At 66.0% G+C, this 13,272-nt stretch carries 11 protein-coding genes; 10 read left to right on the forward strand and 1 reads right to left on the reverse strand.

What is annotated here, in order from left to right:
* Positions 1-23 precede the first annotated feature (23 nt).
* On the forward strand, positions 24-758 hold the full coding sequence (locus LCM4576_RS04330; RefSeq protein ID WP_071030696.1) for an SDR family oxidoreductase: 735 nt from the start codon (positions 24-26) through the stop codon (positions 756-758).
* Between the two features lie 24 nt (positions 759-782).
* On the opposite strand, the gene LCM4576_RS04335 is transcribed toward LCM4576_RS04330, so the two are convergent.
* On the reverse strand, positions 783-3,611 hold the full coding sequence (locus tag LCM4576_RS04335) for an ATP-dependent Clp protease ATP-binding subunit (RefSeq protein ID WP_071030697.1): 2,829 nt from the start codon (positions 3,609-3,611) through the stop codon (positions 783-785).
* Between the two features lie 332 nt (positions 3,612-3,943).
* Between LCM4576_RS04335 and tssA the strand changes: the two genes are divergently transcribed.
* From tssA to tssJ, 9 genes are all read left to right on the forward strand, one after another.
* Positions 3,944-5,116, forward strand: coding sequence for a type VI secretion system protein TssA (gene tssA, locus LCM4576_RS04340; RefSeq protein WP_071030698.1), 1,173 nt, complete (start codon positions 3,944-3,946; stop codon positions 5,114-5,116).
* Between the two features lie 5 nt (positions 5,117-5,121).
* On the forward strand, positions 5,122-5,658 hold the full coding sequence (tssB, locus tag LCM4576_RS04345; protein ID WP_071030699.1) for a type VI secretion system contractile sheath small subunit: 537 nt from the start codon (positions 5,122-5,124) through the stop codon (positions 5,656-5,658).
* A gap of 3 nt (positions 5,659-5,661) precedes the next feature.
* Positions 5,662-7,167 carry a type VI secretion system contractile sheath large subunit gene (gene tssC / locus LCM4576_RS04350; RefSeq protein ID WP_071030700.1) on the forward strand — a complete coding sequence of 502 codons (1,506 nt, stop codon included), beginning with the start codon at positions 5,662-5,664 and terminating at the stop codon, positions 7,165-7,167.
* Positions 7,168-7,235: 68 nt separating this feature from the next.
* On the forward strand, positions 7,236-7,685 hold the full coding sequence (locus LCM4576_RS04355; protein ID WP_198540207.1) for an Hcp family type VI secretion system effector: 450 nt from the start codon (positions 7,236-7,238) through the stop codon (positions 7,683-7,685).
* Entirely contained in the window at positions 7,672-8,424 is a 753-nt protein-coding gene (gene tssE, locus LCM4576_RS04360) for a type VI secretion system baseplate subunit TssE (RefSeq protein ID WP_071030702.1), read from the forward strand. Before LCM4576_RS04355 ends, tssE begins: the two co-directional genes overlap by 14 nt.
* A gap of 1 nt (position 8,425) precedes the next feature.
* Positions 8,426-10,300, forward strand: a complete 1,875-nt coding sequence (tssF, locus tag LCM4576_RS04365) for a type VI secretion system baseplate subunit TssF (RefSeq protein WP_071030703.1) — start codon at positions 8,426-8,428, stop codon at positions 10,298-10,300.
* Entirely contained in the window at positions 10,264-11,331 is a 1,068-nt protein-coding gene (gene tssG / locus LCM4576_RS04370) for a type VI secretion system baseplate subunit TssG (protein WP_071030704.1), read from the forward strand. The genes tssF and tssG overlap by 37 nt, the downstream gene beginning before the upstream one ends.
* On the forward strand, positions 11,328-12,788 hold the full coding sequence (tagH, locus tag LCM4576_RS04375; protein ID WP_071030705.1) for a type VI secretion system-associated FHA domain protein TagH: 1,461 nt from the start codon (positions 11,328-11,330) through the stop codon (positions 12,786-12,788). Before tssG ends, tagH begins: the two co-directional genes overlap by 4 nt.
* Before the next feature lie 3 nt (positions 12,789-12,791).
* A complete protein-coding gene (gene tssJ / locus LCM4576_RS04380) occupies positions 12,792-13,244 on the forward strand; it encodes a type VI secretion system lipoprotein TssJ (protein ID WP_040985738.1) in 453 nt (150 codons plus the stop codon).
* The last annotated feature ends 28 nt before the right edge of the window (positions 13,245-13,272 follow it).

The raw sequence follows: 13,272 nt of genomic DNA on the forward strand, positions 1-13,272 counted from the left end.
CGCCGCATCATCGGAGAGAACGGATGGATCTTGGATTGAAGGGCAGGAACGCGCTCGTGCTGGGCGCTTCCAAAGGATTAGGCCGCGCCGTGGCCAAGGAGTTGCTGGACGAGGGCGCGCGCGTGGCGATCTGCGCCCGCACCGCCGCGGCGCTGGAGCAGACCGCCCGCGAGATCGGCGCGACGGCGCTCGTCTGCGACCTCGCGAAGCCGGGCGCTGCGACGGAGCTGGTCGAGCGGGCCAWGGCGACGCTCGGCGCGCCTGACATCGTGGTGGTCAACACCGGCGGCCCGCCCACCGCGCCCTTCGACGAGATCACCATCGAGCAATGGCGCGCCGCCTTCGACAATCTGTTCATGAGCGCGGTGGAGATCGTGCGGGCGGTRCTGCCTTCGATGCGCGAGAAGAAATGGGGCCGCGTGCTGTTCGTGACCTCCATCGCCGCGAAGGAGCCGATCAACCGCTTCGCGCTGTCCAACTCGCTGCGCGCCGGCATCCACGGACTGATCAACACGCTGAGCAAGGAAGAGGGAGCCAACGGCATCACCTTCAACGCGCTGATGCCGGGCTATACGCTGACCGAGAGGCTGGCGGATGCGAAGCTCGACCTGGAAAAGGTGAGCCAGGCCATACCCGCCAGGCGCATCGGCCGTCCCGAGGAGTTCGCGGCGCTGRCAGCCTTCCTCGCTTCCGACCGCGCTTCCTACATCACCGGCCAGGCCGTCGCCTGCGACGGCGGYGCGCTCTGGTCGATCTGACAGCGGCCTGCCTCACCGTGGAGGCTACTCGAACGAATAGGTAAATCCTTCCGGCGACGCGTCCACGGTGACTTTCGCCATCTTCTTGCCCTCGAGCGAGCGGTTGAGCACGCCGCGGCTGAGTTCCGGCAGCAGCGTGTTGGTGAGGATGGCGTCGATCATGCGGCCGCCGGATTCGATTTCGGTGCAGCGCGCCTTGACCAGATCCATCACGCCGTCCCCGATCACCAGCTCGGCGTCGTTCGTGGCCTTGAGGCGCTTGGCGATCTTGCCGAACTGATGCCGGGCGATCRCCTCGATCATCGCGTCCGACAGCGGATAGTAGGGAATGGTCACCACGCGACCGAGGAAGGCGGCTGGGAAGACCTTCAGCAGCGGGGCGCGCAGCGCGGTGTCGAGATCGTCGATGCCGGTTCGCACCRTGCCGTTCTTCGTGCGATCCATGATGACGTCGGAGCCGACATTCGAGGTGAGCAGGATCAGCGTGTTCTTGAAGTCGATCCGGCGGCCTTCGCTGTCGTCCATCATGCCCTTGTCGAAGACCTGGAAGAAGATCTCGTGCACGTCGGGGTGCGCCTTCTCGACCTCGTCGAGCAGGATCACCGAATAGGGCTTCCTGCGCACCGCCTCGGTCAGGATGCCGCCCTTGCCGTAGCCGACATAACCGGGCGGCGCGCCCTTCAGCGTCGAGACGGTGTGCGCTTCCTGGAACTCCGACATGTTGATCGAGATCAGGTTCTGCTCGCCGCCATAGAGCGTCTCGGCCAGCGCCAGCGCGGTTTCGGTCTTGCCGACGCCGGAGGGGCCGCAAAGCAGGAAGACGCCGACCGGCTTTTCCGGCGCGCCGAGGCCGGCGCGGCTGGTCTGCACGCGCCGGGCGATCATCTCCATCGCGTGGTCCTGGCCGACCACGCGCTCTGACAAGGTGGCGGCGAGCTTGAGCGCCTTTTCGGTCTGGCTGGAGAGCATGCGTCCGGTCGGGATACCGGTCCAATCCTGCACCACGGCGGCAACCGCATTGCGGTCGACCGACGGCAGGATGAGCGGCGTCTCGCCTTGCGCCGCGGCAAGTTCGGCCATCAGCTCGCGCAGCCGCGCGAGGTCGACGGCGGCTTCGTCCGCCGGTTCGGCGGACGCTGCTTCGGCCTTCGCCGCCTTGGCCGACTTGGCTTTGGAGGCTTTGGTCTTCTTGGTCTCGTCAGCCTTGCTCTCGCCGATCTTGCTTTCGGAGAGCTTTTGCTCGGGCGCCTTTGCCGCGCCCTCTGCACTTTCTGTCTCTGCAGCAGCGTCCTCGGCTGCCTCGTCGAGCGGCACGCCTTCGCCGCGCAATTTTGCGCGCAGGTCGAGTATCTCGCTCACCAGCGCTTTTTCCCGGTCCCAGCGCGCCTGGGCTGCGGCGAGACTTGTCTCGGTTTCCGCCAGCCCGGCATCGACACGGGCCTGACGGTCGGCGACGTCGATGCCGATCGCCGCCTCGCGGCCAATGATGCCCCTCTCCACTTCGAGCGCCTGGCGGCGGCGCAGGATATCCTCGACTTCGGCCGGCGTCGCATGCTGCGAGACCGCGACGCGCGCGCAAGCCGTGTCGAGCAGGCTGACCGCCTTGTCCGGCAATTGCCTGGCCGGGATATAGCGGTGYGACAGCGAAACCGCCGCCTCGATCGCTTCGTCCAGGATCTGCACCTTGTGGTGCTGCTCCAGGACGCCCGCGACGCCGCGCAGCATCAGAACGGCCACCRCTTCCGAGGGCTCATCGATCTTGACCACCTGGAAGCGACGGGTGAGCGCCGGGTCCTTCTCGATATGCTGCTTGTACTCGGCCCAGGTCGTTGCGGCGATGGTACGGAGCTCGCCGCGCGCCAGCGCCGGTTTCAGGAGATTGGCCGCGTCGCCGGTGCCGGCGGCGCCGCCGGCGCCGATCAGCGTGTGCGCCTCGTCGATGAACAGGATGATCGGCACCTCTGAGGCCTGGACCTCGTCGATGACCGCCTTCAGCCGCTTCTCGAACTCGCCCTTGACGCTGGCGCCAGCCTGCATCAGCCCGATATCGAGCATGCGCACGCTGACATTCTGCAGTGTCGGCGGCACGTCGCCCTGGGCGATGCGCAGCGCAAAGCCCTCGACCGCCGCCGTCTTGCCGACGCCGGCCTCACCGGTCAGGATCGGGTTGTTTTGCCGGCGTCGCATCAGGATGTCGACGATCTGCCTGATCTCCGGATCGCGGCCGACGACCGGAWCGATCTTGCCGTCGCGGGCGCGCTGGGTGAGATCTGTGGCGTACTTGGCTAAAGCCGAATCCCCGCCCGGACCGCGCTTCATCGGCGTCTCGGCAGCAGCGGCAGCAGGAGGTGAGCCGGCTTCGAGCGAGCCTTCGGTGACATCGGCGAAGCGGGAAACGACACCGTCGGCGTCGATCTTGTCGAACTCCGCGCTGATCTTGGACACCAGGCCTTCCAGCGCCGGCGTCTTCAGGCAGGCAAGCAGGATGTGGGCACTGCGCACCTCCTCGACGCCGAATTCCAGCGTCGCCAGATTCCAACCCTCYTGGATGGCGTGGAAGATATGGTCGGAGAATTCCTCCACTGAGGTGGCGCCATAGGGCAGCTTGTCGATGGCGCGGGTCATGTCGGCCGTCAGCCGGCTGACATCCAGTCCGGCATCGGCGACGATCATCTGCACATCCGAGCGCTCGGACAGCACCAACTGCTGGATGAAATGGGCAAGCTCGACATAGGGATTGCCGCGCAGCTTGGCGGTGTCGGCCGCGGCCTTGAAGGCGCGCACCCCCGTGGCGTTGAGCTTGGCGACCAGTTCCTTACGCTTGAAGCTCTGCGATGACCGGCGCTGTTCCATCGAACCTGCTCCCGCAATCTGCCGACCGTACCCTGCCATATAAGCGGCTGCTTGACAAAGCCGTGTGACGGACAAGGCGTTTGGACCTATCCGGGCGGCACCGCCCGGTTACACAAGCCTTGCAAACTCGTGGCCAACAAACACGATTGCTGTCCGCGCTATGCGAGCCATTTCACATACCGGGCCCGGCAATCGCGCAATGGGTTTCGCCGAAGAGAACGGTCGCGTTTAGCTTCCGTTAGTTTTTGCGCAGATGCTCAATTGTCGTCGCATGAGGCCAGTGATAACGTTACGTCACATAGGGGTCTCAGGGCCGCTGGCTGGGGGTTAGTGTGATTGATCTCGCACTCTGGCTGAATCCTCTGAACGGTGAGAATCCGTCGGGAGAGGACTTGCGCAACGACCCGGCCTTTCATGAGCTGGAGCGCCTGACCGAACCTCAGCTCAAAGTTGTCCATGACGGCAACGGTAAGCCCACATCGCAGTCCAGTCCGGTCGACTGGACGGCGGTGCTCGAAAGGGCCGAAGAGCTGCGCTCCCGCGGCCGGGACCTGCGCCTGCTGGTCATCGTCGCACGGGCCTTGGCCAACGAAGAAGGGTTGGCCGGCCTCGCCCAGGGCCTGGCGCTCATCGCCGGGACCTTCGACCAGCATTGGGACACGATGCATCCGGCATTGCGGGCGAACGCGACGCCGCGCGACGCCGCCTTGCGCCGCATCAACGCGCTGCTCGATCTCCAGAATGCCCAGGACGGCCTGCTGGCGAACCTGCGTGGAACCGTCTTCTTCTCGCCGCGCCAGGTCGGGCCGATCAGCGGACGCGACCTGGAACAGGGAGCGCTCGACGAGCGCGTCATGCTGCAGGAAGCGGCCTCGGGATTGAATGCCGCCGAGAAGGCGGCATTGGTAAGCGCGCACAACCAGTTGCTGAACCGGGTGCGCGCCGGATGCGCGGCGCAAATTGATCAGGCCGGCGAGGCGATGACGTCGCTCCTGGCCGACGCGCGTGCCGCGATCGCCGCCCTCGACGCCGTGGACGCCGCGCTCAACGCACGCATCGAAGGCCATGGCGCCACCGTCCCGGAATTGAAGAAGTTCCTGCAGCGTTTGCTGACGACCCTGGAGCGGAATTCCGGTGCCGGGGCCCCGGCCAGCGGCGCCGCGAAGACCGCTCCGCAGGCGGCGGAGCCGGCAACGCCCGCCCGCAACGGTCATGGAGCCGAGACGATGGCAAGTGTGGCAAGCCCCGTGGAAGCGAGCGCCGGTCTACCGGACCGGATCAACTCGCGCGACGAAGTCGTCAAATGCCTCGATCTCGTCGTCGCCTTCTATGACCGTACCGAGCCGTCCAGCCCCATCCCGCATCTCGCCCGGCGCGTGCGCCGGATGGTGCACATGGATTTCGTGGAACTGATGGAAGATCTCGCCCCGTCGGGGCTGAAGGAATTCCGGCTGCTTGCCGGTGTCGCCGATCCCAAGAAGCCGGCCCAGAAGGATGAAAGGTAACCAGCATGCCAGCAGAGAGCAAAGCGAAGGTCATCGAAAGAAACCGCGCGCCGCGCGTGCAGATCGCCTACGACGTCGAAACTTACGGCAGCCCGACGACGATCGAACTGCCGTTCGTCATGGCCGTGATGGCCGACCTTGCCGGCGCGTCGCAGACCAAGGAAGCGTCGAAGTCGGTCCTCGACCRCAACTTCGTCGAAACCGACGCCAACCGCTTCCCCAAATTCATGGAAGCGATGGGGCCGCGCGTGAAGGCCAGAGTAAAGAACACCCTGCCGCAGGCCGAGGGCCAGGAGCGGGACGAAGAGCTCGCCATCGACCTCACCTTCTCCAAGATGGGCGATTTCGCGCCGGACAAGATCGCCGAGCAGGTCCCGCAACTGGCCGAGATCCTGAAGATGCGCCGGCAGCTCGAGGAGCTGCTGGGCTTCATGGACGGCCGAGTCGACGCCGAAAAGCGCATCGCGCAGCTTCTGAACAACGAGCCGCTGCTGAGCAAGATCGYCAGCCAGGCGATGGATGAYGGCAAGGGCGAGGAGTAAGTCATGGCCGAACAGCAAAAGACCGCAGCCGCCACCGCCGAGGCGGAAGCCATCGATCTCGGCGAATTCAGCGGCCTCCTTGAAAAGGATTTCAAGGTCAAGAAGGACGACAGCGAGAAGCTGCAGCAACTGGTGCGCAACCTGGCACTGGCGGCCCAGTCCCGCTCCGAGACGACGACCATCTCGTCCAACGCGATCAAGTCGATCAAGTCGCTGATCGCCGGCATCGACAAGATGCTGACGACCCAGGTCAACGAGATCCTGCATGCGCCGGAAGTGCGCGAGATGGAAGGCACCTGGCGCGGCCTCTGGTACCTGATCAACAACACCGAGACGGATACCAAGCTGAAGATCCGGGTAATGAACATCTCCAAGGAGCAGCTGGCCGACACGCTGGAAGACTATGAAGGCCAGATGTGGGACCAGAGCCCGATCTTCAAGAAGGTCTACACGGACGAGTATTCGATGCTGGGCGGCGAGCCGATCGGCTGYATCATCGGCGCCTACGAATTCTCCAACCATCCGCGCGACGTCGGCTTGCTGCGCAACATTTCGGGCGTCTGCGCCTCGGCGCACACGCCGTTCATCGCCGCCRCCTCGCCGCGGCTGTTCCGCATGGACAGCTGGCAGGAACTGCCGAACCCGCAGGACCTGCAGATGATCGTCAACAACCCGGCCTATGCCTCCTGGCAGTCGCTGCGCGAAAGCGAGGACGCCCGCTATATCGGGCTTACCATGCCGCGCGTGYTGGCGCGCCTGCCCTACGGCTCCGAAACCGTTCCGGTGAAGGGCTTCACCTTCGAGGAAGAGGTGGGCGGCGACCACAACAAATATGTCTGGATGAACGCCGCCTTCCCGATGGGCGTCAACATCAACCGCAGCCACAAGCTCTATGGCTGGGGCACGCAGATCCGCGGCGTCGAGAATGGCGGCACGGTGCTCAACCTGCCGGTGCACGCCTTCCCGACCGACGACGGCTCGATCGCGATGAAATGCCCGACCGAGGTCGCCATCGACGACCGGCGCGAGGCGGAACTGGCGAAGCTCGGCCTGATGCCGATCCTGCATCGCAAGAACACCGACCTCGCGGCCTTCATCGGCGCGCATTCGCTGCAGGACGACGAGACGCGCGCCGGGCGTCTGGTCGATCCCGACGCGCAGTCGAACGAGCGGCTCAGCGCCAACCTGCCCTACCTCTTCCCGGTCTCGCRCTTCGCGCACTACCTCAAGGCGATCGCGCGCGACAAGATCGGCTCGTTCAAGGAACGCACCGACATGGAGATCTGGTTGACCGAATGGATCAACCGGTACGTGCTGGCCAACCCTGCCTTTGCCGACGACAAGGCGCGCGCCAAGCGCCCGCTTGCCGCGGCCGAGGTCCAGGTCGACAGCGTCGAAGGCCGGCCCGGTTACTACAATGCCCGTTTCTACCTGCGGCCGCACTACCAGCTGGAAGGCATCAACGCCTCGCTCCGGCTGGTGTCGGAACTGCCGTCGGTGAAGGGCTGAAATCGTAAAGTCATCTTGTTTCGTAGCGGTGGAGAAAGACAATGCCAGACAGAACCGATGCGCCTTCGATGAAGATCGACGGCTTCCTGAAAGTCCCGGACATCAAGGGCCCGAGCAAGCGCGACGGCCATGAGGACGAGATCGAGATCCATGGCGTCGATTACAAGATGATCGCGCCCTACGACCCCAATTCGCTCTCGCGGCGCGGCCGCGTGTCGATGGGAATGATCAAATTCTTCAAGCATTACGACAAGTCGTCGCCCTACCTGAAGAAGGYCCTGTTCGAGAACAAGGCGCTGGACGAGGTGGTGTTTTCGGCACGCCGCACCATCGACGGCGAGACCAGCGACTATCTGGTGGTCACGCTCACCGATGCCTCGATCATGGAATACGACATGCGGCAGGCCCGTGACGAGGCGGACCTGATCGAGGAGGAGGTCAGCTTCGCCTACAAGAAGATCAAGTTCGTCTACGACAAGGACGACGAGATCGAAATGGACGTCTATGTCGGCAAGTGAGGCCAAGCGGCCTGGCGCGAAGGCACAGCTGGCCGGCAGCTCGCGGGCAAAGCGCGAGGCGGTCCAGCCCTCCCTCTGGGACCGCCTTGTCAACGATTTGCCCGGGCTGACGTCGGAGATCGATGGGCTGCGTCGCCTGCTGGATGAAGAACTCGGCGCCGAGCGCGTCGAGGCTCTTCTTGCCGGCAGCGCCCGGGCCATCGATGCCGATCCCGAGCTTACGGCCGAGCAGAAACGGCGACTGCACAGGCTGATCTTCCAGACCGAGCATCGCGCCGAAATCGAAAGCCGCGGCGTGGTGGTGTCGGCGCGGGTGCTCAGGGAAGCGGTCCGGCGCGACATCGAGGYCCTCTTCAACACCGAGCGTTTCGAGTCCGTACCGATGCTTTCCGATGCCGAACATGAGCAGCCCCTGGACGAATTGCCGCCGCTCGCCGACTTTCCGGAAGTGCGCCGCAGCGTCGTCAACTATGGTGTGCCGTCCTTCTCCGGCCGGTCCTCGCGGGATTTCGACCGAGACACGCTGGCGCGCGAAATCCGCGCGGTGCTCGCCACCTTCGAGCCGCGTCTCAAGGAAAGCGCGACAACCGTCAATGTCACGCTCGGCGACAAGAGCGTCGGCCTCAGGATCGAGATCGACGCGGTGCTGATCATGACGCCGACGCCGGAACGCATGCGGCTGCGCACCACGATCAATCTCGACAACGGCCTGGCGCGAACCGAATTCCGGGAGACCTGAGATGGATCGGGTCTTCGTGGAGTATTACGAAGAGGAACTGACCCATATCCGGGCGCTGGCCGCGGAATTCGCCGACATGCATCCGGCGGTCGCGCGCAACCTTTCCCTCGATACCGTCCCCTGCCCCGACCCCTATGTCGAACGGCTGCTCGACGGCGTTGCCTTCCTTGCCGCGCGCACCCGGCTCAAGGTCGACGCGGAGCGCTCGCGCTTCTCGCGCGCCGTGCTCGACGTGCTCTATCCGGACCTGGTGACGCCGGCGCCGGCGACGGCGATGGCCATGCTGAAACCTGGACAGCAGGTGCAGTCGATGATCGCCGGCCACGCCGTCGCGCGCGGCACGCGGCTGGTCTCGGGCCTGCATCCGGGGTTGTCGACACGCTCGACCTTCACCACCGCGCAAGAGGTCACGCTGTGGCCGATCGCGATCACTTCGGTCAGCTATTTCCAGGACCGTAGCGCGCTGGCCGCCGCCGGCATCGCGCCGGTCGGCGGCGTGCGCGGCGAAGCGGCGTTCCGCATCGCGTTCGCGCGAACCGGAAAAGGCAAGCTCAGCGAATTGTCACTCGACCGTGTCGACCTCTATTTTGCCGGGCGCGCCAAGGCGCCGCTCCTCTTCGACGCGATCTTCGGCGCCTGCTCGGCCGTCGGCGCGCGGGCGGAAGGCAAGACCAATCCGCTCACGGCGCTGCCCGAACCCGAGATGATCGGGATCCATGACGACGAAGCGCTGATGCCGCGCACCCGCCCGACCTTCGAAGGATACCGGCTGCTGCGCGAATATTTCATGATCCCGGAGCGCTTCCACTATGTGCGGGTCGCCGGCCTRCAGCCGGTGGTGCGCAAGTGCGATGCGGGAATGGAGATCATCTTYCTGTTCCGGCGGCCGGTGCCGGAGCTCGCCGATGTGACGGCGGCCGATTTCGAGCTGTTCGCGACGCCGATCATCAATCTGTTCGAACGCGAGTGCAACGTCATCGAGATCGATCCGCGCCGGACCCGGCAGGTCCTGCATGCCGATCGCACCCGGGCGCGCGACTTCGAGATCTTCCGCGTCACCCGGGTCGAGGACGCCGACGCCGAAGGCAGCGAAGCGGTCATTCCCGAATTGTTCAGCCTGGGGCAGAACCGCGGCAGCGGCTGGGTCTACTCGACGGWGCGGCGTCCGCGCCGGGCGACGGAGGACGAGCGCCGCGACGGCCTGACCCGCACCTCCTATACCGGCGACGATGTCTTCATCGCGATCTCGCGGCCCGCGGGAAGCCCGGCTAACCGGCCGCTCAAGCGGCTCGACGTCATGGCGCTCTGCACCAACCGCGACCTGCCGATCCTGGACGACACGCCGACGCTGACGCTGGAGACCGCTGATCCGGTGGAGGCGGTGCGGCTGCTCGGCGCGCTGCGGCCGCCGCAGCCGGCGATCCCCGCAGCGCTGCCGGCGGGCGCCGAAGGCGAATCCCGCGCCGATAATCTCGCCTGGCGGCTGGTGGCGCAGCTCTCGCTCAATTTCCTCAGCCTCGCCAAGGAAGGCCGCGGCGTCGATCCGCTGCATGCCTTGCTCGACCTCTACGCCGATCGCGGCGATCCGAGCCTTGCCCGCAACGTGCATTCGATCACCCGCATCGACTCGCGCCCGGTGATCGAGCGATTGAAGATCGACGGGCCGATGTGTTTCGGACGCGGCACGGAGGTGACGCTGCATGTCGACCAGTCGGTGCTGGCGGGCCAGAGCACGCTTTTGCTTTCGGCCTTGCTGGCGCGGCTGTTCGCCCGCCATGCCGGGATAAATGGTTTCGTGCGGACGCGTACGCGGCTGCTGCAAAAGCAGGAGGATGTGCCATGGCCGATGACGCCCGGCAATCGCTACCTGATCTAGCGCAACCGGCCCCGACCGAAGCCGAGCCACTGTCGGAGGGCTTCGACTTCTTCGAATTGCTGCGCCGCCTGGAGCAGCGACGCGGCCTGTTCGGGCATTCCGGGACGGCGGAGCGCGAACCGGCAAGGCTCGGCCAGCATGTGCGCCTGAGCTTCTCGGCGCGGGATGTGGTCAAGTTCCAGGATGCCGGGGACAGGACTCCGGCGCGGGTGACCGTCGCCAATCTCGGCCTGCTCGGGCCGGAAGGGCCGATGCCGCTGCATCTGACGCGCTGGGTGCTCGACCGGCTGTCGCAGCGCTGGTTCACCGGCGCCGACGCCGAGCAGACCAGCGACACGACCTTCGTCGACTTCGTCAACATCCTGCAGCACCGCATGATCGCGCTCTATTACCGCGCATGGGCGGACGCGCATCCGGCGGTGCAGGTCGAACGTTCGGTCGGCGGGCGCGTGCGCGCCATGCTGGAGGCCATGGCGGGTATCGGCCTTCCCGGCACGCAGGATCCGGAGCTCGACACGGTTCGGCTGCGCCAGGCTGGATCGCTGGCCAACCAGGTCGACGGCGCCGAGCGGCTGACGCTGTTCCTCGCCACCGCTTTCAAGGTGCCGGTTGAGATCAAGGAATTCGTCGCCGCCTGGATCACCATTCCGAAGGCGCTGYAGAGCCGCATCGGCAAGGCCTATGCGGCGCTCGGCGGCGGCGCAACGATCGGCCCGCGCGTCTTCAGCCGGCAAAGCCGGATCGAGCTGCGCGTCGGCCCGCTCGGCCTCGACGACTTCAAATCGTTCCTGCCCGGCGAACGGCGCCTTGCCCTGTTCAAGAAGGCGGTGCGCGACATGATCGGCGAAGCGCTCGACGTCGATCTCAGGATCGTGCTCGCGCGCGACGCGGTGCCTGAGCCGAAAATGGGAACCATCCAGCTCGGCCGGACCTCCTGGCTTTCACGCCCCGCCGAAAAGGGAGACGCCGACGATCTCAGGCTGCGCACCATCGTCGGCTGGCGGCCGGACATGGCGGAGGCGGCCGCATGAGCCTGCTGCTGACGCTCGAACAAGGCCCGCGCTCGCAAGCGGTCAGGCAGACCCGGCTGGACGAGGGCGAGCTGGTGATCGGCCGCAGCGCCGATGCCGGCTGGCAGATCGACGATCCAGACATGTTCGTCTCGCGGGCGCACTGCAAGATCAGCGGCGGCCGCGACGGCTATTACGTCACCGACACGTCGAGCAGCGGATTGTTCATCGACGATTCCGACAGCCCGCTCGGCACCGGCAGGTCGACGCGACTGCAAAGCGGCATGCGGCTGCGCATGGGCGACTACGTGCTGCATGTCGAGGTGCAACCCAGCGGCGGCCGCACTTCGATCGGCCAGGCGCCGGTCGCCAACCATGCGGCGCCGGCGTGGTCGTCGCCACAGCCGCGGACGCCCGCCAGCATCGGCGGCGACGACTTCTTCTCGGCCAAGGTCGAGGAGGAACCGCAGCGGCCGCGCCCAGCAGGATTGCCCGATCCGTTCGAGCAGCCTGTGCCCGGAGCCTATGATCGCGCCTCGAGCCAACACAGTTCGCCCGCCTTCGACGACCCGTTCAGCCTCGATCCGGTGGCGACGCCGGCCTCGAACGGCGAGCCCGCCGCCGGTGGGCCGGACCCGTTCGGCTTCGGCGACATGCCATCTCGCAACGATACGCCCGAGCCCGTGTCGTCGAGACCGTCCGCATTCGACGATTTCAGCTTTGGGCCGGCGGCGACATCCGCCTCCGGCGACAGTCACGCCCCGGTTGCTCGCGACGAGCGGCCCGCCGAGAAGCCGAAGGTTGCCCGTCCTTGGGAGATACCGGCGCAGGCGCCCGAACCGCCTGCTCCGCAACCTCGCCCTGMTCCCGCGCCAAGGCCATCACGCCCGACGCAATCGGCGCGGAGCGACATGGCGCTGCGCGCGGCATTCCTGCGCGGCATGGGCGTCGAGGAGGCCGATTTTCCCGGGCGCGATCCGGTCGCCGAAATGGAAAAGTTCGGGCGCGAATACAGGCAGATGCTCGACGGCCTGATGCAGCTCCTGCGCAAGCGTGCCGAGGAGAAGGGCAGCGCGCGCGTCGCACAGACGGTCGTCGGATCTTCGGAAGTCAACCCGCTCAAATTCCTGCCGACGGTCGAGGATGTCATCGTCACCATCATCGCGGAGCGCAGCCCCGGCTTTCTCTCCGGCGAGGCCGCGATCAGCGATGCGGTCAAGGATCTCGCGCAACATCACGTGCGCGCCTGGCGCGGTGTGCAGGCAGCGCTTCGGCGCATGATCGACCGTTTCGATCCGGCCGCCATCGAGGAAGAGCTCAAGTCCAATTCCGCGATCGGCAATCTGCTCGCCGGCGGGCGCAACGCCAAGCTGTGGGAGCTCTACCAGAAACGCCATCGCGACATCGCCCAGAGCGCGGAATCGAGCTTCCTTGGCGAGATCGGCGCAGACTTCAGGGATGCTTACGAAGAGGAGTGAAGCATGATCGACAGACGCGAATTCATCGTTGCCCTTGGCGCCACGGGGCTGCTTGCGGCTTGCCAGAGCGGTCCGCCGAAACCATCGGTGATCTCGGTCAACGTGACCGGCGGCGCCGGCATGAATCCGGGACCGGGCGGCGGYGACCGGCCGGTGACGGTTCTGGTGATGCGGCTTGCCAGCACCGGCAAGTTCAATTCGGCCGATTACTTCGCGCTGCAGGGCGATGCCGGCTCGGCGCTAGGCGCCGACCTGATCGGCTCGGACGCGATCTCGGTCGCGCCGGGCAAAACGGCGGCCAAGACCATCACGGTCGAGCCGAACGCGACCGCGCTCGGCTTCGTCGCGCTGATCCGCGAACCGGGCGGACGCAACTGGCGCACGACCAAGTCGGTTTCGCCAGGATCGAAGTTCACCATCAATGTCAGCCTCGGCAAGGGCGGCATTTCCGCCTGACGGCGAGACAACCACGGCAGTGCAGAGA

Origin of the sequence: Mesorhizobium sp. LCM 4576 (assembly GCF_001854815.1) — a bacterium.
Taxonomy (GTDB): Bacteria; Pseudomonadota; Alphaproteobacteria; order Rhizobiales; family Rhizobiaceae; genus Mesorhizobium; species Mesorhizobium plurifarium.